At 59.3% G+C, this 21098-nt stretch carries 23 protein-coding genes and 1 tRNA gene; all 24 read left to right on the top strand.

Annotated elements, in window-relative coordinates:
• Positions 1–145: 145 nt before the first annotated feature.
• The 24 genes from ACQ4W6_RS23375 (at position 146) to ACQ4W6_RS23260 (ending at position 21096) form a co-directional block, all read left to right on the top strand.
• A complete protein-coding gene (locus ACQ4W6_RS23375; protein WP_436569558.1) occupies positions 146–355 on the top strand; it encodes a hypothetical protein in 210 nt (69 codons plus the stop codon).
• 108 nt (positions 356–463) lie between these two features.
• On the top strand, positions 464–1225 hold the full coding sequence (locus ACQ4W6_RS23370) for a GIN domain-containing protein (protein ID WP_436569557.1): 762 nt from the start codon (positions 464–466) through the stop codon (positions 1223–1225).
• 75 nt (positions 1226–1300) lie between these two features.
• Positions 1301–1909, top strand: coding sequence for a tetratricopeptide repeat protein (locus tag ACQ4W6_RS23365; protein ID WP_436569556.1), 609 nt, complete (start codon positions 1301–1303; stop codon positions 1907–1909).
• Between the two features lie 123 nt (positions 1910–2032).
• On the top strand, positions 2033–3013 hold the full coding sequence (locus ACQ4W6_RS23360; RefSeq protein WP_436569555.1) for an NAD(P)H-quinone oxidoreductase: 981 nt from the start codon (positions 2033–2035) through the stop codon (positions 3011–3013).
• Positions 3014–3085: 72 nt separating this feature from the next.
• Positions 3086–3835 carry a triose-phosphate isomerase gene (tpiA, locus tag ACQ4W6_RS23355; RefSeq protein ID WP_436569554.1) on the top strand — a complete coding sequence of 250 codons (750 nt, stop codon included), beginning with the start codon at positions 3086–3088 and terminating at the stop codon, positions 3833–3835.
• 28 nt (positions 3836–3863) lie between these two features.
• The gene (gene secG, locus ACQ4W6_RS23350) at positions 3864–4265 is read left to right on the top strand and encodes a preprotein translocase subunit SecG (RefSeq protein WP_010399735.1); all 402 of its coding nucleotides are present in this window, start codon (positions 3864–3866) and stop codon (positions 4263–4265) included.
• Between the two features lie 191 nt (positions 4266–4456).
• A tRNA-Leu gene (locus ACQ4W6_RS23345) sits at positions 4457–4541 on the top strand.
• Between the two features lie 177 nt (positions 4542–4718).
• Positions 4719–5078, top strand: a complete 360-nt coding sequence (locus tag ACQ4W6_RS23340; protein ID WP_436569585.1) for an NADH-quinone oxidoreductase subunit A — start codon at positions 4719–4721, stop codon at positions 5076–5078.
• A 3-nt stretch (positions 5079–5081) separates the two neighbouring features.
• Positions 5082–5558, top strand: coding sequence for a NuoB/complex I 20 kDa subunit family protein (locus tag ACQ4W6_RS23335; protein ID WP_010399733.1), 477 nt, complete (start codon positions 5082–5084; stop codon positions 5556–5558).
• 17 nt (positions 5559–5575) lie between these two features.
• Complete coding sequence (locus ACQ4W6_RS23330; protein ID WP_436569553.1) at positions 5576–6169, top strand: NADH-quinone oxidoreductase subunit C; 594 nt, start codon at positions 5576–5578, stop codon at positions 6167–6169.
• A complete protein-coding gene (locus tag ACQ4W6_RS23325) occupies positions 6169–7422 on the top strand; it encodes an NADH-quinone oxidoreductase subunit D (RefSeq protein WP_436569552.1) in 1254 nt (417 codons plus the stop codon). Before ACQ4W6_RS23330 ends, ACQ4W6_RS23325 begins: the two co-directional genes overlap by 1 nt.
• Before the next feature lie 12 nt (positions 7423–7434).
• On the top strand, positions 7435–7914 hold the full coding sequence (gene nuoE / locus ACQ4W6_RS23320; protein WP_034749989.1) for an NADH-quinone oxidoreductase subunit NuoE: 480 nt from the start codon (positions 7435–7437) through the stop codon (positions 7912–7914).
• Positions 7911–9206, top strand: a complete 1296-nt coding sequence (gene nuoF, locus ACQ4W6_RS23315) for an NADH-quinone oxidoreductase subunit NuoF (RefSeq protein WP_436569551.1) — start codon at positions 7911–7913, stop codon at positions 9204–9206. The genes nuoE and nuoF overlap by 4 nt, the downstream gene beginning before the upstream one ends.
• A 22-nt stretch (positions 9207–9228) precedes the next feature.
• Entirely contained in the window at positions 9229–11562 is a 2334-nt protein-coding gene (gene nuoG / locus ACQ4W6_RS23310; protein WP_436569550.1) for an NADH-quinone oxidoreductase subunit NuoG, read from the top strand.
• Complete coding sequence (gene nuoH, locus ACQ4W6_RS23305) at positions 11562–12644, top strand: NADH-quinone oxidoreductase subunit NuoH (RefSeq protein WP_436569549.1); 1083 nt, start codon at positions 11562–11564, stop codon at positions 12642–12644. Before nuoG ends, nuoH begins: the two co-directional genes overlap by 1 nt.
• A 14-nt stretch (positions 12645–12658) precedes the next feature.
• A complete protein-coding gene (gene nuoI, locus ACQ4W6_RS23300) occupies positions 12659–13147 on the top strand; it encodes an NADH-quinone oxidoreductase subunit NuoI (RefSeq protein WP_096236664.1) in 489 nt (162 codons plus the stop codon).
• Between the two features lie 66 nt (positions 13148–13213).
• Complete coding sequence (locus ACQ4W6_RS23295; RefSeq protein WP_436569548.1) at positions 13214–13846, top strand: NADH-quinone oxidoreductase subunit J; 633 nt, start codon at positions 13214–13216, stop codon at positions 13844–13846.
• Complete coding sequence (nuoK, locus tag ACQ4W6_RS23290; protein WP_010399724.1) at positions 13843–14151, top strand: NADH-quinone oxidoreductase subunit NuoK; 309 nt, start codon at positions 13843–13845, stop codon at positions 14149–14151. The genes ACQ4W6_RS23295 and nuoK overlap by 4 nt, the downstream gene beginning before the upstream one ends.
• A 46-nt stretch (positions 14152–14197) precedes the next feature.
• Positions 14198–16276, top strand: a complete 2079-nt coding sequence (nuoL, locus tag ACQ4W6_RS23285; RefSeq protein ID WP_436569547.1) for an NADH-quinone oxidoreductase subunit L — start codon at positions 14198–14200, stop codon at positions 16274–16276.
• Positions 16277–16305: 29 nt separating this feature from the next.
• Entirely contained in the window at positions 16306–17805 is a 1500-nt protein-coding gene (locus ACQ4W6_RS23280) for an NADH-quinone oxidoreductase subunit M (RefSeq protein ID WP_436569546.1), read from the top strand.
• Between the two features lie 16 nt (positions 17806–17821).
• Positions 17822–19324 (top strand): NADH-quinone oxidoreductase subunit NuoN, encoded by a 1503-nt coding sequence (nuoN, locus tag ACQ4W6_RS23275; protein WP_436569545.1) that lies wholly within the window; start codon positions 17822–17824, stop codon positions 19322–19324.
• Between the two features lie 3 nt (positions 19325–19327).
• Complete coding sequence (locus ACQ4W6_RS23270; protein WP_436569544.1) at positions 19328–19651, top strand: DUF2818 family protein; 324 nt, start codon at positions 19328–19330, stop codon at positions 19649–19651.
• A gap of 175 nt (positions 19652–19826) precedes the next feature.
• The gene (locus ACQ4W6_RS23265) at positions 19827–20384 is read left to right on the top strand and encodes an NUDIX domain-containing protein (RefSeq protein WP_436569543.1); all 558 of its coding nucleotides are present in this window, start codon (positions 19827–19829) and stop codon (positions 20382–20384) included.
• Between the two features lie 10 nt (positions 20385–20394).
• Positions 20395–21096 (top strand): hypothetical protein, encoded by a 702-nt coding sequence (locus ACQ4W6_RS23260; RefSeq protein ID WP_436569542.1) that lies wholly within the window; start codon positions 20395–20397, stop codon positions 21094–21096.
• Positions 21097–21098: the final 2 nt, after the last annotated feature.

Here is a 21098-nt window from a genome sequence, read left to right as displayed (position 1 = left end):
CAGCAGTAAATGCACGTTTATCCGCGCTTTTGTCAGCCCAGCCTGCCAAAAGCGCAGTTCGTCGCAATCGGCGTGTCGGCCGGGGGCGGTATGGCTATAGTGACACCATACCGCAAGCCCACCGCCAGATACCGAGGAGTACCACATGAACGTCGCTAAAAACATGGAAGTCATTGCCGTTGCCGCCGCCATCCTGATCGGCGCCAGCTGTTACGCCATCGCCCCTGCTGCGCCGGCCCTGCAAGTGGCCAGCTCCATGGCGACTCTCGCCGCGCCTGGCGGCAAGGCCACCATGCAGGTGGTGCTGGTCAAGGCCAAGCGCCTGAGCGCCGCAGAAAAAGCCCGCTACGCATAATAGATTGTCAGCAATTTTCGGTGCTGCTACAGTGGCGATGCGTGGCCAGTGCAGGCAGCCCCGGCGGGTTCCCTGACAAATAAAAACAAGATACCGAGGATGCAATACATGAAAAAGACACTGCAACTGGCGCTGCTGTTGCTGGCGACACTGGGCCTGGTGCGCGGCGCGGCCGCCGAGACCCGTTTGCTGGAAATGCGCAATATCGATGCCCGCGTGGTGCGCGTGAAGCTCGATGGCGTGATGGAAGTGCGCATACGCCAGGGCAATGTGCCATCGCTGGGCATCACGGCCGACAAGCGCTATATCGCCGATGTCAGCACGGCGCAAAGCGGCGACACCCTGCACATCGAAACGGAAGTGCGCGGCTTCAAGATCAATCCATCGTCGATACGGGTGGAGCTGGTCTTGCCGAACTTGCGCGAACTCAGTTCCGAAGGCTTTGGCAGCACGGATATCACCGGTTTTACGGGCGAGGAGCTGACCCTGTCGCTGGAAGGGGCGGGCACGATCAAGCTGGTGGGTGACTACCGCAAGCTCAGTGCCAGCCTGGGCGGCGTGGGCAGCATGCAGATCTGGGTCGGCAACAATGAGCGCGCGGAGCTGGACTTGCAGGGCGCCGGTTCCGTCGTGCTCGGTGGCCGCGGGCGCGTATTGAAAGCCAGCCTTGGCGGCCTGGGCAGCCTGAATGCGAAGCAGTTCGAAGCCGACGCCGTCAATCTTGAACTGAGTGGCCTGGGTAACGCCACGGTGAACGCGCATACGAATGCCAGGCTGAACCTGAGCGGCCTCGGTTCGGTGGTGGTGTACGGCAAGCCGGCCAACCGCGATGTCAGCGTCGAGGGCCTGGGCAAAGTAAGCTGGAAATAAGGGTGTCCATGCGCGCCGACAGGCTCGCCAGGATAAAAGAATAGTCGGAAGAACAGACAGACCTATCCCCATTCGATGAAAAAACTGATCATTACACTACTCATGCTGTGCGCTATACAGCTACCCGCGCGGGCCGGCTTCGGCGAGGGTGCCAGCGCCTACAACAACAAGAATTATGCCCTGGCCTACAAGGAAATCCTGCCCCTGGCCAGGACCGGCAATGCCGATGCCCAGCATTTGCTGGGCTTGATGTATTACATGGGGCGCGGCTTGCCGCAGGATTACAAGCAAGCCATGTTCTGGCACCGCAAGGCGGCCGAGCAGGGCAAGGCCGATGCCCAGTATGTGGTGGGCGCCATGTATTACACGGGCAACGCCGTGTTGCAGGACCACAAGCAGGCGGTCGGCTGGTTCCGCAAGGCGGCCGAGCAGAATCATGCCGAGGCGCAACAGGTGCTGGGCTTGATGTACCGCTACCACATGGGCGGCGTGCAGCAGGATAATGTCATCGCCTACATGCTGTGGAACCTGGCGGCCGCGAATGGCAATGCGAATGCGGCCGACCAGCGCGCCGCCGTGGTGCGCAAGCTGTCGCATGAACAAGTCGAGGAGGGCCAGTCCCTGTCGGCGAAATGGAAGCCTGGCACGCCGTTGCCGCGGCAATCGAAAACCGGGGCGGGCTAGCGCGGGTAAGGGGGAGGGCTGGACGGCCTCAAGAGTGGGCCTCAAGAGGGCGCCTCAAGAGGGCGCCTGCAAGGGGCGTTCGCTTGGCGTACAATCGCCGTTTTCCCTTGAAAGAGTCCCGCCATGCGTGCAGTTGCCATCAGCCAGCCAGGTCCCGCCGACGTTTTGCAAGTTGCCGAACGTCCCATGCCGCAGTTCAAGGCGGGCGAACTGCTGATCAAGGTGCACGCGGCCGGCATCAACCGTCCCGACGTGCTGCAGCGCCTGGGCAAATACGCGCCGCCAGCCGGCGCCTCCGACCTGCCGGGCCTGGAAGTGGCGGGCGAAGTCGTCGATGGTGACTTTAGCCATACCGAATTCAAGAAAGGCGACCTGGTCTGCGCGCTGGTGCAGGGTGGCGGCTATGCCGAATACTGCGCCGCGCCAAGCGGCCAGTGCCTGCCATTGCCCAAGGGCTTGACGGCGCTGGAAGGCGCCTCCCTGCCGGAAAACTTCTTTACCGTCTGGAGCAATGTATTTGACCGCTGCGCGCTGGCCGATGGCGAAACGTTATTGGTGCAGGGCGGCACGTCCGGCATCGGCGTGGCGGCCATTCAATTGGCGGCCGCCCTCGGCCATCGCGTCTTTGCCACCGCCGGCAGCGACGAGAAGGCGCGCGCCTGCGAGGCGCTGGGCGCCGAACGGGGCATCAATTACCGCACCGAGGATTTCGCCGCCGTCGTCAAGGAATTGACGGGCGGTCGCGGCGTCGACGTCATCCTCGACATGGTTGGCGGCGATTACCTGCCGCGCGAGATCGATTGCCTGGCCGACGACGGCCGCATCGGTCTGATCGCCGTGCAGGGCGGTAGCAAGGCGACGCTGGACCTGGGCCAGGTGCTGCGGCGCCGCCTGAGCGTCAGCGGTTCGACCCTGCGCCCGCGTCCCGTCGCCTTCAAGGCTGCCATCGCGAACAACTTGCGCGCCACCGTCTGGCCACTGATCGAGGCGGGCAAGATCAAGCCCGTGATCTACAAAACTTTCCCCCTGGAAAAAGCCAACGAGGCGCACGCGCTGATGGAAGCGAGCACCCACGTGGGCAAGATCATGTTGCAAGTTGCCTGAAACGGGGCACTGCCTGTTTGACCGGCATCGGTGCTGGAGTTAGAATGACGGGTTATTAGAATTTAGGCTACTATGCGTCGCAAACTTGTCGTCGGAAATTGGAAAATGAACGGCAGTCGCACCTCGAACGCGGTGTTATTGTCTGAAATAGTTGCTGGCCTGACTGCCTCTGGCGCCGCCAGCGCTGTCTGCGTGCCTGCGCCGTATCTGGCGCAGTGCCAGGCGCAATTGGCAGGCTCGGCTCTTTGCTGGGGCGCGCAAGATGTCTCGGCCCACGCCAGCGGCGCGTACACGGGAGAAATCTCGGTCGCCATGCTGCGCGATTTCGCTTGCCACTATGTGGTGATCGGGCACTCCGAGCGCCGCGCCTACCATGGCGAGAGCGATGCGCAGGTGGCGGCCAAGACGGTCGCCGCGCTGGCGGCCGGCATTACACCTATCGTGTGCATCGGCGAAACGCTGGCGCAGCGCGAAGCGGGCCAGACCGACGCAGTGGTGGCGCAGCAGCTGGGCGCCGTGCTGGAGGCGATTTCTGCCGACGACGTGGCGAAACTGGTGCTGGCCTATGAGCCAGTGTGGGCCATTGGCACGGGCAAGACGGCCACGCCGCAGATGGCACAGGATGTGCATCAGGTGCTGCGCGGCCAGTTGGCAGCAAAGAATGCGGTAGCGGCGGCCGGCGTGCAAATCCTGTACGGCGGCAGCATGAAGCCAGAGAACGCAAAAGAATTGATGGCGATGCCGGATATCGATGGCGGTCTGATCGGTGGAGCAGCATTGAAGGCGGCGGATTTCCTGGCGATTATTCACGCCGCTGATTGAATTAATTTAAACTAAGAATGGAATTGCAATGAACATGATGTTCAATCTGGTAGTGGTAGTACAGGTTATTTCGGCATTGTCGATTATCGCGCTGGTGTTGCTGCAGCACGGCAAGGGCGCCGATATGGGCGCCGCCTTTGGTTCTGGCGCATCGGGCAGCCTGTTTGGTGCGACGGGTTCGTCGAACTTCATGTCGAAGTCGACCGGCGTTGCCGCCGCGATCTTCTTTGGCGCCACCCTGGCCCTGTCGTTGATGGCCAATCAGCGCGCCACCACGGTAGGCGGCGGCGTGATGGATAAAGTCGTCAAGCCAGTGCCAGTGACCGGCGCGGGCGCGATCCCGACGACGCTGCCTGCAGCACCGGCGGCCAGCGCTCCAGCGGCGGCAGCACCCGTTGCCAGCACCCCGGCAGGCGCGATTCCCAAGTAAATGCCGAGTATCTTGATGCCTCATCGAGAGTAATTCTCATTGCGAGCAGATTATTGCTCAATGTTTTAGCAGTGCGGCAGGAAAAAACCGTGGCGCGCTGGAAGCTGTAAAAATTTATCGTTTTTATCTGTGTTTTGATGCATTTGTGCATTAACTTTAGCGGCAAAGCAGAGTAGAATACGGGCCTTACCGCCGACGTGGTGAAATTGGTAGACACGCTATCTTGAGGGGGTAGTGGCGCAAGCTGTACGAGTTCGAGTCTCGTCGTCGGCACCAGAAATCAGAAGCCAGCAACGGCGCACGAGCCATGGCTCGTACAAAGTTGCTGGCTTTTTTTACGAGGATGTGTCGTTCGATCCTGGTCTTAGCTTTGATTGGGGTCGTGCGTTAGATACGCTGCAAATTATCGCAGCGTCCTCATTTAACCGATCGTTCAATATAAGCTCATCAATCGTGAACCTCGAAAATTACTTCCCCGTCCTGCTGTTTATTATTGTCGGCCTTGGTGTCGGTATCGCTCCCCAGCTCCTGGGGCGCCTGTTAGGCCCTAACAAGCCTGACGCAGCAAAACTCTCCCCGTACGAATGTGGCTTTGAAGCATTCGAAGACGCGCGCATGAAATTTGATGTGCGCTACTATCTGGTCGCAATCCTGTTTATTTTGTTCGATCTGGAAACGGCATTCTTTTTCCCATGGGGCGTTGCAATGCGCGACCTGGGCTGGGCCGGTTTCGTCACGATGATGGTGTTCATCGCTGAATTCGTGGTCGGATTTTGGTACATTTGGAAGAAAGGTGCCCTTGACTGGGAATAAGCCATGGCTATTGAAGGCGTATTAAGCGAAGGTTTCATCACCACCTCGGCCGACAAGCTGATCAACTGGGCGCGCACCGGGTCTATGTTCCCGATGACGTTCGGTCTGGCCTGCTGTGCGGTCGAAATGATGCACGTGGGCGCAGCCCGCTACGATATGGACCGTTTCGGCGTCGTGTTTCGTCCGTCGCCGCGTCAGTCCGACGTCATGATCGTTGCCGGTACGCTGTGCAACAAGATGGCGCCGGCCCTGCGCAAGGTCTACGACCAGATGGCAGAGCCACGCTGGGTCATCTCGATGGGTTCCTGCGCCAATGGCGGCGGGTACTACCATTACTCCTACTCTGTGGTGCGTGGTTGCGACCGCATCGTGCCCGTCGACGTGTATGTGCCTGGCTGTCCTCCGACCGCTGAAGCCTTGCTGTACGGCATCATGCAATTGCAGAACAAGATCAAGCGTACCAGCACGATCGCACGCTAACCGGGCCGCTTCAGATTATGACAACACATTTAGAAGTATTGCAAAACGCCCTCGGCACTGCCCTGGGCGAACGCGTTAGCACGACCGTCAAGCTGGGCGAAGTCACCCTGGTCGTCAAGGCCGAGGACTACCTCGCCGTGATGCAGACCTTGCGCGACGATCCGAGCCTGCATTTCGAGCAAATGCTCGATCTGTGCGGCGTCGACTACTCGACCTATGGCGACGGCGCCTGGGATGGCCTGCGTTTCGCAGCCGTCTCGCATTTGCTGTCGGTCAAGCACAACTGGCGCGTGCGCGTGCGCGTGTTCGCACCCGACGACGACATGCCGCTGCTGCCCTCCGTGGTGGGCATCTGGCGCTCCGTCAACTGGTACGAGCGCGAAGCATTCGACTTGCTGGGCATCCTCTTCGAAGGGCATAACGACTTGCGCCGCCTGCTGACCGATTACGGTTTCATCGGCCATCCGTTCCGCAAGGACTTCCCCGTCTCCGGCTATGTCGAGATGCGTTACGATCCGGAACAAAAGCGCGTGATTTACCAGCCCGTGACGATCGAGCCGCGGGAAAACGTGCCGCGCGTGATCCGCGAAGAACATTACGGGATGAAATAATGGCTGAGATTAAGAACTACACCCTGAACTTTGGGCCACAGCATCCGGCCGCGCACGGTGTGCTGCGCCTGGTGCTGGAGATGGATGGCGAAGTCATCCAGCGTGCCGACCCGCATATCGGCCTGCTGCACCGCGCCACCGAGAAGCTGGCCGAGCAAAAGACCTATCTGCAATCCGTGCCGTACATGGACCGTCTCGACTATGTGTCGATGATGTGCAATGAACATGCGTACGTGATGGCGATCGAAAAGATGCTGGGCCTGGAAGTGCCGCTGCGCGCGCAATACATCCGCGTCATGTTCGACGAGATCACGCGTATCCTGAATCACCTGATGTGGCTCGGTACCCACGCGTTGGACGTCGGCGCCATGGGCCCGTTCCTGTATTGCTTCCGCGACCGCGAAGACTTGTTCGACGTCTACGAGGCGGTATCGGGCGCGCGCATGCACGCAGCCTACTACCGTCCGGGCGGCGTCTACCGCGACTTGCCGAATGCGATGCCGCAGCACAAGGCGTCGATCATCCGCAACGCCAAGGCGATCAACCGGCTCAATGAAAACCGCCAGGGTTCCGTGCTGGACTTCATCGAAGACTTCGCGCGCCGTTTCCCCAATTCGGTGGACGAGTACGAAACGTTGTTGACCGATAATCGAATCTGGAAGCAACGGACCGTCGGCATCGGCGTGGTTTCGCCGGAAGATGCGCTGGCCATGGGCTTTACGGGCGCCATGCTGCGCGGCTCGGGCGTGCAGTGGGACTTGCGCAAGAAACAGCCGTACGAAGTGTACGACTTGATGGATTTCGACATTCCTATCGGCACCAACGGCGATTGCTACGACCGCTACCTGGTGCGCGTGGAAGAGTTGCGCCAGTCGAACCGCATCATCAAGCAATGCGTGGAGTGGCTGCGCAACAATGACGGTCCTGTCATGACCAGCAACCGCAAGGTGGCGCCTCCGGGCCGGGTCGACATGAAGACCAACATGGAATCGTTGATTCACCACTTCAAACTGTTTACCGAAGGTTTCCACGTGCCGCCAGGCGAGGCCTACAGCGCCGTGGAACATCCGAAAGGCGAGTTCGGCGTGTACCTGGTGTCCGATGGCGCCAACAAGCCGTACCGCATGAAACTGCGCGCGCCAGACTACGCCCACTTGCAGTCGCTCGATGAGATGGCGCGTGGGCACATGCTTGCCGACGCCGTGACCATCATCGGTACGCAAGATATCGTGTTCGGCAGTATTGACCGCTAAGAGGCAAAAAGTATGTTGTTATCAGAACAATGCTATAAAAAAATTGACCGCGAGTTGGCCAAGTACCCGGCTGACCAGCGTCAATCCGCCGTCATGGCTGCGCTGGCCCACGCCCAGGATGAACTAGGCTGGCTGGCGCCGGAAACCATGAAGGAACTGGCCGATTACATCGGCATGCCGGCCATTGCCGTGCAGGAAGTGGCCACGTTCTACAATATGTACAACGTCAAGCCCGTGGGCAAGCACAAGATCACCGTGTGCACCAACCTGCCATGCGCCCTGTCGGGCGGCGTGCGCGCAGCAGACTACCTGAAGCAGAAGCTGGGCATCGATTTCCGCGAAACCACCGCAGACGGCCAGTTCACCCTGGTTGAAGGCGAGTGCATGGGTGCTTGCGGCGATGCGCCTGTCTTGCTGGTTAGCAATAAAACCATGTGCAGCTGGATGTCGAACGAGAAAATCGACGCCATGCTGGAGGAACTCAAGAAATGACGTCACTCCACAACCGCCATATCGATCCATTGATCCTGAAAGATCTGGATGGCAAGAACTGGCATTTGCAAGATTATGTGAACCGCGGCGGCTACAGCGCCCTGCGGCGTATCCTGGAAGAGAAAATCACGCCGGAACAGATCATCGCCGACCTCAAGGCTTCGTCCTTGCGCGGCCGTGGCGGCGCGGGTTTCCCTACCGGCCTGAAGTGGAGCTTCATGCCGCGCCAGTTCCCGGGTCAAAAATACCTCGTCTGCAATACAGATGAAGGCGAACCGGGTACTTTCAAGGACCGTGACATCATTCGTTACAATCCCCATGCGCTGATCGAAGGCATGGCCATTGGCGCGTATGCGATGGGCATCACCGTCGGCTATAACTATATCCACGGTGAAATCTGGGCCGAGTACGCCCGTTTCGAAGAAGCGCTGGAAGAGGCGCGCGCCGCCGGTTTCCTGGGCGACAAGATCATGGGCAGCGAATTCTCGTTCCAGTTGCATGCGCACCATGGTTATGGCGCCTACATCTGCGGCGAAGAAACGGCGCTGCTGGAGTCGCTGGAAGGCAAGAAAGGCCAGCCGCGCTTCAAGCCGCCTTTCCCTGCCTCGTTTGGCCTGTACGGCAAGCCGACGACGATCAACAACACGGAAACTTTCGCGGCCGTGCCATTCGTGCTCAACATTGGTCCAGAGAAATACCTGGCGATGGGCAAGCCGAACAATGGCGGCTCGAAGATCTTCTCGATCTCGGGCGACGTGGAATTGCCGGGCAACTACGAAGTGCCGCTCGGCACGCCGTTCGCCAAACTGCTGGAACTGGCAGGCGGCATGCGCGGTGGCAAAAAGATCAAGGCTGTGATCCCAGGCGGTTCGTCCTCGCCCGTGATTCGCGGCGACATCATGATGCAGACCGACCTGGACTACGACTCGATCGCGAAAGCCGGTTCGATGTTGGGTTCGGGCGCTGTCATCGTGATGGACGAAACACGCTGCATGGTAAAGGCGCTGGAACGCCTGTCCTACTTCTACTTTGAAGAATCGTGCGGCCAGTGTACGCCTTGCCGTGAAGGCACAGGCTGGATGTACCGCATGGTGCACCGCATCGAGCAGGGGCAGGGTCGTCCAGACGACCTGGATATGCTCAACTCGATCGCCGACAACATCCAGGGCCGCACCATTTGCGCGCTGGGCGATGCGGCTGCCATGCCGGTACGGGCCTTCATTAAGAATTTCCGTGAAGAATTTGAATATCATATCGAGCACAAGCATTGCTTAGTGCCCGCATATATCTAAGCTGCGTCAGGTAACGATCACCATGGTTGAAATCGAAATAGACGGCAAAAAAGTCGAAGTCCCTGCTGGTAGCATGGTGATGGACGCCGCCAACAAATTGGGAACCTACATTCCGCACTTCTGCTATCACAAGAAATTGTCGATCGCAGCGAATTGCCGCATGTGCCTGGTCGAAGTGGAAAAGGCGCCCAAGCCTTTGCCCGCTTGTGCGACCCCGGTCAGTGCCGGCATGATCGTGCGCTCCGCCAGCGATAAAGCTGTGCAGGCGCAAAAGTCGGTCATGGAATTCTTGTTAATTAACCACCCGCTCGATTGCCCTATCTGCGATCAGGGCGGCGAATGCCAGTTGCAAGACTTGGCAGTGGGCTACGGCAAGAGCGAATCGCGCTACAAGGAAGACAAGCGCGTCGTCACGCCGAAGGAAGCCGGTCCGCTGGTGTCCATGCAAGAAATGTCGCGCTGCATCCAGTGCACCCGTTGCGTGCGTTTTGGCCAGGAAGTGGCCGGCGTGATGGAACTGGGCATGATCGGCCGCGGCGAACACTCGGAAATCGTGTCGTTTGTCGGCCAGACGGTCGACTCCGAATTGTCGGGCAACATGATCGACCTGTGCCCGGTCGGCGCACTGACGTCGAAGCCATTCCGCTACAGCGCCCGTACGTGGGAACTGTCGCGCCGCAAATCGGTCAGCCCGCATGACGGCCTGGGCGCAAACCTGATCGTGCAAGTGAAAGCTGGCAAGGTCAAGCGCGTATTGCCGCTGGAAAACGATGCCGTCAACGAGTGCTGGATCTCGGACAAGGACCGTTTCTCGTACGAGGCGCTCGATAGTGCCGAACGCCTGACTTCCCCGATGCTGAAACAGGGCAACGAGTGGAAAGAAGTCGATTGGCAAACGGCGCTGGAATACGTGGCGCACGGTTTGAAAAATATCAAGCACGAGCATGGCGCTGACGCCATCGCCGCGCTGGCGACGCCCCATTCGACCGTCGAAGAGCTGGTTCTGCTGCAAAAAGTTGCCCACGGCCTCGGTAGCGAGAACGTCGACTTCCGCCTGCGCCAGACTGACTTTGCGCTGGACGCGAACGTCAAGCCATGGCTGGGCATGCCGATCACCGAATTTGGCCAGATCAAGCGCGCCTTCGTCATCGGCTCGTTCCTGCGCAAGGACCACCCATTGCTGGCAACGCGTCTGCGCGCGTCCGTCAAGGGCGGCGCCAAGCTGTCGATCCTGCACGCATCCGACGATGATCAATTGATCACCATCGCCAACAAAATGATCGTCGCGCCGAATGATTGGCTGGCGGCCTTGTCCGAAGTGGTCGCAGCTGTTGCCAAGGCGAAAGAAATTGCAGCGCCTGCCGGCTTCGACGCTGTCAACGCTTCCGGCGTGGCTGTTGCCATCGCTGCCAGCCTGATGGCCGGCGACAACGGCGCCATCCTGCTGGGTAATGCGGCAACGCAACACCCGCAAGCGTCGCAACTGCATGCTGCCGCGCAATGGATCGCCGAACAGACGGGCGCCAAGCTGGGCTACCTGACGGAAGCTGCCAACACCGTGGGCGCACACCTGGTTGCAAAACCACGCGCCAACGTGCAAGCTGCCTTTGCCGTACCGAAGAAAGCTTACGTGCTGCTGCACGCCGAGCCGGAACTCGATGCTGCCAATCCACAAGCGGCCCGCGCCGCCCTGGACGGCGCCGAGATGGTCGTGGCGATGTCGGCCTTCAAGCACGGCATGGATTACGCCGATGTCTTGCTGCCGGTCGCCCCGTTCGCTGAAACCTCGGGCACCTTCGTCAATTGCGAAGGCCGCGCGCAAAGTTTCAACGGCAGCGTCAAGCCGCTGGCCGAAACCCGTCCAGCCTGGAAAGTGCTGCGCGTCCTGGGCAACATCCTGGGCCTGGCCGGTTTCGACTACGACACTTCCGAAGCGATCCGCGACGAAGCGTTTGGCTTAGATGTGACCGATCTGTCGGCACAGCTGAACAATATCGCCAAGAACGCACCGGTAGCGGCATCGTACGCCCCGGCGTCGCCTGCGCTGCAACGCATCGCCGACGTGCCGATCTACTTTGCCGACGCCCTGGTACGCCGCGCCGAACCTTTGCAGCGCACGGTCGATGGCGCCGCGCCGCAAGCGCACCTGTCCGTGGCACTGGCTGAAAAGCTGGGCATCAAGGCTGGCGACAAAGTCAAAGTGGCGCAAGGCTCCGGCAGCGCCATCCTGGTGGCGGCCATCCATGCCGGCCTGCCAGCCAATGTGGTGAAAGTGTCGGCGGCGCATGCCTCGACAGCTAGCCTGGGCGGCATGTTTGGTGACATCACAGTTGAAACAGCAGAGGGGAAAATCTGATGGCTCTGCCTGAATTTGTAAACGTCATCAACAGTAGCGGCCAGGATTTGCTGGGCGGTGCGTGGCCTTTCTTCTGGACCCTGATCAAGATCCTGTGCGTGCTGCTGCCGCTGATGGGTCTGGTTGCCTACGCGACCTTGTGGGAACGCAAGCTGATCGGCTGGATCCAGATCCGCGTCGGCCCGAACCGCGTCGGTCCGCTGGGCTTGCTGCAGCCGATCGCCGATGCGCTGAAACTCTTGTTCAAAGAGATCATCATCCCGGCCAAGGCCGCCAAGGGCCTGTTCGTGATCGGTCCGATCATGACCATCATGCCGGCCCTGGCCGCCTGGTCGGTCGTACCGTTCGGTCCGGAAGCGGTGCTGGCCAACGTCAACGCGGGCTTGCTGCTGCTGCTGGCGATTACCTCGATGGAAGTCTACGGCATCATCATCGCCGGCTGGGCCTCGAACTCGAAGTACTCGTTCATGGGCGCCATGCGCGCTTCGGCACAGATGATTTCGTATGAAATCCCGATGGGCTTCGTGATGGTCATCGTGCTGATGGTCTCGGGCAGCCTGAACTTCATCGACATCGTCGGCGGCCAGCAAATCGGCTACTTCGCCGACAAGGGCGTCAACTTCATGTCGTGGAACTGGCTGCCGCTGCTGCCGATGTTCGTCATTTACCTGGTGTCGGGCCTGGCTGAAGCCAACCGCCATCCATTCGACGTCGTCGAAGGCGAGTCGGAAATCGTCGCCGGCCACATGGTCGAGTACTCGGGCATGGCCTACGCCATGTTCATGCTGGCCGAATACGCCAACATGATCCTGATCGGCGCCCTGGCTGCGATCATGTTCCTCGGCGGCTGGTCTGCACCGTTTGCCTTCCTCGAATTCTGGGGCGGTTTCGGCGGCTTCTTCTGGCTGTTTGCGAAAACCTTCTTCATCGTGTCGGTGTTCATCTGGGTGCGCGGTACTTTCCCTCGCTACCGTTATGACCAGATCATGCGCCTCGGTTGGAAAGTGTTTATCCCGTTGACGCTGGTCTACCTGGTCTTCGTCGCTGCCTGGATGCAGACATCCTGGAATATTTGGAAGTAAGAGAGTGCATACGAATGGATAAGGTAAAAGATTTCCTCAGCAGCCTGTTGTTGGGCGAGCTGATCAAGGGCATGGCGCTGACAGGCAAGTACATGTTTTCGCGCAAGATCACGGTGCAATTCCCGGAAGAGAAGACACCGATCTCGCCGCGTTTCCGTGGCTTGCACGCGCTGCGCCGCTACCCGAACGGCGAGGAACGTTGCATCGCCTGCAAACTGTGCGAAGCAGTTTGCCCGGCGATGGCCATCACGATCGAATCGGAACAGCGTGACGACGGTTCGCGCCGCACCACGCGTTACGATATCGACTTGACCAAGTGCATCTTCTGCGGTTTCTGCGAAGAGTCCTGCCCGGTCGATTCGATCGTCGAGACGCAAATCCTGGAATACCACGGCGAGAAACGCGGGGATTTGTACTACACGAAAGAGATGTTGCTGGCCGTGGGTGACCGTTATGAAAATGACATCGCCGCTGCGCGCGCCGCCGACGCACCTTATCGCTGATGGATGCGCCGCAGCTGACAAGCTGCGGCGCGCCCCTCGTTCATCTGTACGTCTATTGGGTTTTTTATGGACTTTAAAACAATTTTGTTTTACGCCTTCGCGCTGATCTTGATTCTGGCAGCGACGCGCGTCATCACGGCCCGTAATCCGGTCCACGCAGTACTGTTCCTGGTACTGTCCTTCTTCTCCGCAGCGGGCATCTGGATGCTGCTGCAAGCTGAATTCCTGGCCATCGTGCTGGTACTGGTCTATGTCGGCGCCGTGATGGTGCTGTTCCTCTTCGTGGTCATGATGCTCGATATCAATATCGACCGCATGCGCGAAGGCTTCTGGGGCTACCTGCCATTGTCGGTGACGGTGGGCGCAATCATCGTGCTGGAAATGGCTGCCGTCCTGTGGCACGGTTTCCGCAACTTTACGCCGAGCATCGCGCCGGTGAACGTCAACCTGGGCGGCACCAAGGAACTGGGCATGCTGATCTACACGACGTATGTGTTCGCTTTCGAGATCGCTGCCGTCGTGCTGCTGGTGGCCATCGTTGCCGCTGTCGCATTGACCTTGCGCAAACGCAAGGACACCAAGCATTTCGATCCGGGCATGGCTGTGCGCGTCAAGCGTAACGACCGCCTGAAGATCATCAAGATGGACGCGGTCGTCGAGCGTCCTGCGGCTGAGCCGGACGTTAAGGAGGCACCATGACATTATCGCTCACACATTTTCTGGTCCTGGGCGCGATCCTGTTCGCAATCTCGATCGTCGGTATTTTCCTGAACCGCAAGAACATCATCGTATTGCTGATGGCAATCGAATTGATGCTGCTGGCGGTGAATATGAATTTCATCGCGTTCTCCCATTTCATGGGTGACGCGGCCGGTCAGATCTTCGTTTTCTTCATCCTGACGGTTGCCGCCGCTGAGTCGGCTATCGGTCTGGCTATTCTGGTGGTGATGTTCCGTAATCTGGATACCATCAACGTCGAAGACCTGGACAGCCTCAAAGGCTGATGTTTTTCAGACTCGATCTCTCGAATAATAACGATTAAGGTTCATCATGGCGGGGCAACTCCTCAACCCTAACCTCCTTCTTGCCGTACCGCTGGCGCCGCTGGCCGGTGCCGCGATTGCAGGTTTGCTAGGCACCCAGTTCCTGGGTAATTTGGTCGGACGCAAGACGTCGCATACCGCGACGATCCTGGGCGTACTGATAGCGTTCATCCTGTCCGTGCACACGTTGCTGGCAGTGATGGATGGCGCGACGTTCAATGGCACCATCTATAACTGGATGACGATCGGCACCCTGAAGATGGAAGTGGGCTTCCAGATCGATTCGCTGTCGGCGATGATGATGTGCGTGGTCACCTTCGTGTCATTGATGGTGCACATCTATACGATCGGCTACATGAAGGACGATGAAGGCTACAACCGCTTCTTCTCCTACATCTCGCTGTTCACCTTCTCGATGTTGATGCTGGTCATGGCCAACAACTTCCTGCAACTGTTCTTCGGTTGGGAAGCCGTGGGCCTGGTGTCTTACCTGCTGATCGGTTTCTGGTACCAGCGTCCGACGGCCATCGTGGCCAACATGAAGGCTTTCCTGGTCAACCGCGTGGGCGACTTCGGCTTCATCCTGGGCATCGGCCTGCTGCTGGCGTATGCCGGCACCATGAACTACCAGGAAGTGTTTGCCAAGAAAGACGAACTGGCGCTGCTAAGCTTGCCGGGTACCGACTGGGCCCTGCTGACGGTTGCCTGCATCTGCCTGTTCATCGGCGCGATGGGCAAATCGGCGCAGTTCCCGCTGCACGTGTGGCTGCCTGATTCGATGGAAGGTCCTACCCCGATCTCGGCACTGATTCACGCCGCGACGATGGTGACGGCCGGTATCTTCATGGTCTCGCGCATGTCGCCGCTGTTCGAACTGTCCGACACGGCACTGTCCTTCATCCTGGTGATCGGTTCCATCACGGCACTGTTCATGGGATTTTTGGGCATCATCCAGAATGACATCAAGCGCGTCGTCGCTTACTCGACGCTGTCGCAGCTGGGCTACATGACCGTCGCACTGGGCTCGTCCGCGTACTCGGTAGCCGTGTTCCACCTGATGACGCACGCATTCTTCAAGGCACTGCTGTTCCTGGGTGCCGGTTCGGTCATCATCGGCATGCACCATGACCAGGACATCCGCAACATGGGCGGCCTGCGCAAGTACATGCCAATTACCTGGATCACGTCACTGGTCGGTTCGCTGGCCCTGATCGGCACGCCGCTGTTCTCCGGTTTCTACTCGAAGGACAGCATCATCGAAGCCGTCGAAGCGACGCACATCTGGGGCGCTGGCTTTGCCCAGTTCGCCGTGCTGGCGGGCGTGTTCGTCACTGCGTTCTACTCGTTCCGCATGTATTTCCTCGTCTTCCACGGCAAGGAACGTTTCGGCCAGCCACATGCGCATGGTCACGACGACCATCACGCGCCTGCTGCCAAGCATGATTCCGACGCACACGACGAAGAAGAAGACCATGGCCACCACGGCCTGGAACCTGGCCAGAAGCCGCATGAATCCCCATTCGTGGTGTGGTTCCCGCTGGTCATGCTGGCGATTCCTTCGCTGGTCATCGGTTACTTCACCATCGGCCCGATGCTGCATGGCGATTTCTTCAAGGGCGTGATCTTCGTCGGCGAAAATCATCCAGCAATGGAAGAGTTGTCGCATGAGTTCCACGGCGCGATGGCGATGGCGATCCACGGCCTGTCGACGGCACCGTTCTGGCTGGCATTGTCCGGCGTGGTGGCAGCCTACTACTGCTACATGGTCAACCCGCGCGTACCAGCTTGGTTCTTTGCCAAGTTCCACGCGATCCACACCTTGCTCGACAACAAGTACTACATGGACAAGTTCAATGAAGTCGTGTTCGCCGGCGGTGCCCGCTTGCTGGGCAATGGCCTGTGGAACTTCGGTGACAAGAAGCTGATCGATGGCCTGCTGGTCAACGGTAGCGCCAAGGTCGTCGCCTGGCTGTCCTCGCTGTCGCGAGGCTTGCAGACCGGCTACATCTATCACTATGCATTCGTGATGATCCTGGGCGTGCTGGGCTTCCTGATCTATTTCCTGCCATTCTGGCCCGCTAAGTAAGCTGACCTGATAAAAGAATACTGAGAACCATGATGCAGTCTACGATTTCTACACTACCTCCTTACCTGAGTCTGTCGATCTGGGTGCCGATTATTTGCGGCGTCCTGGTCTTGGCTCTCGGCCGTGACAGCAAAGCGGGCTTTACCCGCTGGCTGTCACTGGCTGGCGCGGTGCTCAGCATGCTGTGCACCTTGCCGCTGATCCAGCATTTCGACAACGCCGCGCACGGCATGCAATTCGTCGAAAAGGCACCGTGGATTGAAACCTTCAATATCTGGTACTCGCTGGGTATCGACGGCCTGTCGCTGTGGTTCATTCCACTGACGGCGTTCATCACGGTCATCGTCGTTATTTCCGCTTGGCAAGTGATCGAGAAGCGCATCGCCCAGTACATGGGTGCCTTTTTGATCCTGTCGGGCCTGATGATCGGCGTGTTCTGCGCGCTCGACGGCTTGCTGTTCTACTTCTTCTTTGAAGCGACCCTGATACCGATGTTCATCATCATCGGTATCTGGGGCGGCTCGAACCGCGTGTACGCGTCGTTCAAGTTCTTCCTGTACACCTTCTTCGGTTCGCTGCTGACCCTCGTTGCCATCATCTACCTGCGCAACGTGTCGGGCACCTTCGACATCCTGGCTTGGCATCAGTTCAAGCTGTCGATGAACGAGCAGATCTTCATCTTCCTGGCCTTCCTGATGGCTTTCGCGGTGAAAGTGCCGATGTTCCCGGTCCATACATGGCTGCCGGACGTCCACGTGGAAGCGCCTACGGGCGGCTCCGCCGTGCTGGCCGCCATCATGCTGAAACTGGGCGCGTATGGTTTCCTGCGTTTTTCGCTGCCAATCACGCCAGACGCCAGCCACTACCTGTCGGGCTTCATGATCACCTTGTCGCTGATCGCCGTGATCTACATCGGTCTGGTTGCCCTGGTGCAAACGGACATGAAAAAACTGGTCGCCTATTCGTCGATCGCGCACATGGGTTTCGTCACCCTGGGCTTCTTCATGTTCAACGACATCTCGGTGCAGGGCGGTATCGTGCAGATGGTGTCGCACGGCTTTATCTCCGGCGCGATGTTCCTGTGCATCGGCGTGCTGTATGACCGTATGCATACCCGCAACATCGCCGACTACGGCGGCGTCGTGAACCGCATGCCTAAGTTTGCCGCCTTCTTCGTGCTGTTCTCGATGGCCAATTGCGGCTTGCCAGCGACCTCCGGCTTCGTCGGCGAGTTCATGGTGATCCTGGGCGCGGTGCAATACAACTTCTGGATTGGCTTGCTGGCTGCAACGGCACTGATCTGGGGCGCGGCGTATTCGCTGTGGATGGCCAAGCGCGTGGTGTTCGGCAAGATCACGAACAAGCATGTGGCCGAATTGACCGACATCAACAAACGTGAATTCTTCATGCTTGCTGTGCTGGCCATCGCCGTGCTCGTGATGGGTCTGTACCCAGCCCCGTTCACCGACACGATGCAAACTTCGGTTGCCGACCTGCTGCAGCATGTCGCCATCAGCAAGTTGCCTTAAATAGAAGACCGATAACATGACTAATGCACCTAATCTGGTACCGCTGTACGCGGAAATCTTTCTGCTGATCGCCACGTCGGCGCTTTTGCTGATCGATATGTTCTTGCCTGCGGCGAAGCGTTCGATCACCTACGCGCTGTCCTTGCTGACCCTGGCCGGCTGCGCCTTGCTGACCGTGGGCGACTTCAACGCGGGCACCACCGTCTACACGTTCCACAATATGTTCGTGTCGGACCCGATGTCGCAGCTGCTGAAACTGTTCTCGTACGGCGCCGTGGCGCTGACCCTGATCTACTCGCGTGCCTATGCCACCGACCGCAACATGCTGTCGGGCAACCTGGGCGGCGAGTTCTACGTGCTGGCCCTGTTTGCACTGCTGGGCCAGATGATCATGATCTCGGCCAATAACTTCCTGATCATCTACCTGGGTCTGGAATTGATGTCGCTGTCGCTGTACGCGCTGATTGCGCTGCGCCGTGATAACGCCAAGGCGACGGAAGCGGCCATGAAATACTTCATCCTGGGCGCGCTGGCCTCCGGTTTCATGTTGTACGGTATCTCGATGCTGTACGGCGCTTCCGGTACGCTGGACCTGGGCGAACTGCGCGTGGCGCTGGAAAACGGCAAGACCAACGGCACCATCATGGTCTTCGGCCTGGTATTCCTGGTTGCCGGCCTGGCCTTCAAACTGGGCGTCGTGCCATTCCACATGTGGGTGCCTGACGTGTATCAAGGTTCGCCAACGGCCGTGACGTTGCTGCTGGGCGGCGCGCCGAAACTGGCTGCGTTTGCCATCTGCCTGCGTTTGCTGGGCGAGGGCTTGCTGCCGATGGCGCATGACTGGCAGCAAATGCTGCTGGTACTGGCCGTGATGTCGCTGGCGATCGGCAACTTCACTGCGATCGCGCAAACCAACTTGAAGCGCATGCTGGCATACTCGACCATCGCGCAAATGGGCTTCGTTCTGCTGGGTCTGCTGTCCGGTACCGTTGATGGTCCGGCCAACACCCTGAACGCGGCTGGCGCGGCCACCGCCTATGGCGCTTCGATGTACTACGTCATCACCTACGTGTTTACCACGCTGGGTACCTTTGGCGTGATCATGTTGCTGGCACGTAATGGTTTCGAAGCAGAAGAACTGGCCGACTTCAAGGGCCTGGGCAAACGCAGCCCGATCTTCGCGCTGGTCATGACCCTGTTCATGTTCTCGCTGGCCGGCGTACCGCCGCTGATGGGCTTCATGGCCAAGTACTCGGTGCTTGCTTCCGTGATGGCGACGGGCCAGCTGTGGCTGACCATCGCTGCCGTGCTGTTTTCGCTGATCGGCGCCTTCTACTACCTGCGCGTCGTGAAAATGATGTGGTTTGACGAGCCAACGGACAGCAATGCCCTGGTCGTGCACGGCGACATGCGCGTGGCGCTGGCACTGAACGGCGTGTTTGTCCTGGCCCTGGGCGTGATGCCTAACAGCATCCTGGCTGCCTGCGCTTCGGCCATCAGCAAGACTCTGGCGTCTTGATCGATGGATGTCACCGTCTCGAGCTGGCTAGTGATCGCCCTGGCTATCCTGGGCGCCAACCTGCCATTCTTTAACGAGAAGCTGTTTGCCGCCGTGCCCTTGAAAAAGGTTGCGCCGGAAGGGCAGCGCTGGCGCAAGCCGCTGGCACTGCGCCTGCTGGAGATGGTGATACTGTATTTCATCGTCGGCGCCGTGGCGTTCGCGCTCGAAGCGCGCATCGGCAACGGTTTCCCGCAAACCTGGGAGTTCTACGCCATCACCGGCTGCCTGTTCCTGGTGCTGGCCTTCCCGGGCTTTGTCGCACGCTACCTGCGCAAGCACCGCTAGAACGCCTGACCAAACCTACTGCGCGTCGCGATTTGCGGCCTCCGATGCTCACTGTACTCAAGCACAGTTCCGCTTCTCAGCCACAAATCACTGCCGCTCGCTACGGTTTTGTCAGTGTTCTACCTACCGAAAGCGGCGCCTCTGGCGCCGTTTTTTTATTCAACCAAGGAAATGCATGGATATGAATCTGAATGAAACCAAGGTGGACGGCGAGATCGTCTACAGCGGCGGCTTCCTGCAGGTGCAGCGCGACCGCGTCACCTTGCCTGACGGTAAGATCACGGCGCGCGAATTCATCCTGCACCCGGGCGCCGTCGTCATCCTGCCGCTGCTGGACGACGGCACGGTGCTGATGGAACGCCAGTTCCGCTATCCGCTGGACCGCGTGTTTATTGAATTCCCTGCTGGCAAGATCGATGCGGGTGAGGATCACCTCGCCTGCGCCCAGCGCGAATTGCTCGAAGAGACGGGCTACACGGCGACGCACTGGCAATTTGTATCCACCATCCACAACGCCATCGCCTATTCGGACGAGCATTTGGAACTGTTCCTGGCACGCGGCCTGGTGGCCGGTGAACGCCAGCTCGACGACGGCGAATTCCTGGAAACTTTCACGGCCACCGTGCCGCAACTGCTGGAGTGGGTCAAGGATGGTACGATCACCGACGTGAAGACCGTCATCGGCATCTTCTGGCTCGACAAGATTACCAGCGGCGCCTGGCAAGTAGACTAATATTACACGCATGCGCCTGCCGATCTTCCTGCTGTTAGCCAGTGCCGCCCTGGGTGTGCAGGCACAGGCGCAGGCGCGTACGCCGTTCCAGGTGCGCTGCGAAGACACCATTAACAAGACGGTGTCCGTCCTGACGGCGCAGCAGAACGGTTACAGCATCGACACGCATCTGCCCTACAGGGCGCTGACCGTCATGAAGGGCGTAGCGCGCCAGAACACCTGGGTGCTGGGCCTGACCAAGACCGATTCGCGTGTCGCCATTGCCCTGGCCGGCCCCATGCTGCAAGACCCAGCCAGCGGCTATGAATGCGTGGCGCCGCAGATTACCGTGTCGCTCACGTATGCGCCCGTGGTGATCTATATCGGACGCGAGTTCGCGCCCGGCAGCTGCGCGTATGATGTGATACTCGCGCATGAGTTGCGGCACATGCAGACTTATATGCAGCATTTGCCCAGAGTGGAAAAGACCGTGCGCGCTGCGCTGGCCAAGCGCTTCGAGGCCCGGCCCCTGTACGCGCCCAGCGGCACGGCCAAGGCGGCGCTGGCGCGTGAGATCGATACGGGCTGGTTGCCGTATATCAAGGCAGAAATGCGCAAGGTGGAAACCTTGCAGGCAGCCATTGATTCTGCGCAAGAATATGCGCGCCTGGGCAAGGCTTGCAACGGCGAGATCCAGAACATCCTGGCGGGCAAGGCAGCGCCCGCCAACTAGAC

This window comes from Janthinobacterium woesei (assembly GCF_051380875.1).
GTDB lineage: Bacteria > Pseudomonadota > Gammaproteobacteria > Burkholderiales > Burkholderiaceae_D > Janthinobacterium.
Note: the sequence above shows the minus strand (reverse complement) of the source record. Positions and strands in the feature narration are given on the sequence as shown.

Bases quoted from the DNA above. Each gene is read 5' to 3' on its own strand.
- ACQ4W6_RS23260 (WP_436569542.1), top strand. From the start codon at position 20,395: ATGCGCCTGCCGATCTTCCTGCTGTTAGCCAGTGCCGCCCTGGGTGTG.
- ACQ4W6_RS23335 (WP_010399733.1), top strand. From the start codon at position 5,082: ATGGCTATTGAAGGCGTATTAAGCGAAGGTTTCATCACCACCTCGGCC.
- ACQ4W6_RS23270 (WP_436569544.1), top strand. From the start codon at position 19,328: ATGGATGTCACCGTCTCGAGCTGGCTAGTGATCGCCCTGGCTATCCTG.
- nuoK (WP_010399724.1), top strand. From the start codon at position 13,843: ATGACATTATCGCTCACACATTTTCTGGTCCTGGGCGCGATCCTGTTC.
- nuoE (WP_034749989.1), top strand. From the start codon at position 7,435: ATGTTGTTATCAGAACAATGCTATAAAAAAATTGACCGCGAGTTGGCC.
- ACQ4W6_RS23265 (WP_436569543.1), top strand. From the start codon at position 19,827: ATGGATATGAATCTGAATGAAACCAAGGTGGACGGCGAGATCGTCTAC.
- nuoI (WP_096236664.1), top strand. From the start codon at position 12,659: ATGGATAAGGTAAAAGATTTCCTCAGCAGCCTGTTGTTGGGCGAGCTG.
- ACQ4W6_RS23360 (WP_436569555.1), top strand. From the start codon at position 2,033: ATGCGTGCAGTTGCCATCAGCCAGCCAGGTCCCGCCGACGTTTTGCAA.
- ACQ4W6_RS23365 (WP_436569556.1), top strand. From the start codon at position 1,301: ATGAAAAAACTGATCATTACACTACTCATGCTGTGCGCTATACAGCTA.
- ACQ4W6_RS23330 (WP_436569553.1), top strand. From the start codon at position 5,576: ATGACAACACATTTAGAAGTATTGCAAAACGCCCTCGGCACTGCCCTG.
- nuoG (WP_436569550.1), top strand. From the start codon at position 9,229: ATGGTTGAAATCGAAATAGACGGCAAAAAAGTCGAAGTCCCTGCTGGT.
- ACQ4W6_RS23370 (WP_436569557.1), top strand. From the start codon at position 464: ATGAAAAAGACACTGCAACTGGCGCTGCTGTTGCTGGCGACACTGGGC.
- ACQ4W6_RS23295 (WP_436569548.1), top strand. From the start codon at position 13,214: ATGGACTTTAAAACAATTTTGTTTTACGCCTTCGCGCTGATCTTGATT.
- secG (WP_010399735.1), top strand. From the start codon at position 3,864: ATGAACATGATGTTCAATCTGGTAGTGGTAGTACAGGTTATTTCGGCA.
- ACQ4W6_RS23280 (WP_436569546.1), top strand. From the start codon at position 16,306: ATGATGCAGTCTACGATTTCTACACTACCTCCTTACCTGAGTCTGTCG.
- tpiA (WP_436569554.1), top strand. From the start codon at position 3,086: ATGCGTCGCAAACTTGTCGTCGGAAATTGGAAAATGAACGGCAGTCGC.
- ACQ4W6_RS23375 (WP_436569558.1), top strand. From the start codon at position 146: ATGAACGTCGCTAAAAACATGGAAGTCATTGCCGTTGCCGCCGCCATC.
- ACQ4W6_RS23325 (WP_436569552.1), top strand. From the start codon at position 6,169: ATGGCTGAGATTAAGAACTACACCCTGAACTTTGGGCCACAGCATCCG.
- nuoH (WP_436569549.1), top strand. From the start codon at position 11,562: ATGGCTCTGCCTGAATTTGTAAACGTCATCAACAGTAGCGGCCAGGAT.
- nuoN (WP_436569545.1), top strand. From the start codon at position 17,822: ATGACTAATGCACCTAATCTGGTACCGCTGTACGCGGAAATCTTTCTG.
- nuoF (WP_436569551.1), top strand. From the start codon at position 7,911: ATGACGTCACTCCACAACCGCCATATCGATCCATTGATCCTGAAAGAT.
- nuoL (WP_436569547.1), top strand. From the start codon at position 14,198: ATGGCGGGGCAACTCCTCAACCCTAACCTCCTTCTTGCCGTACCGCTG.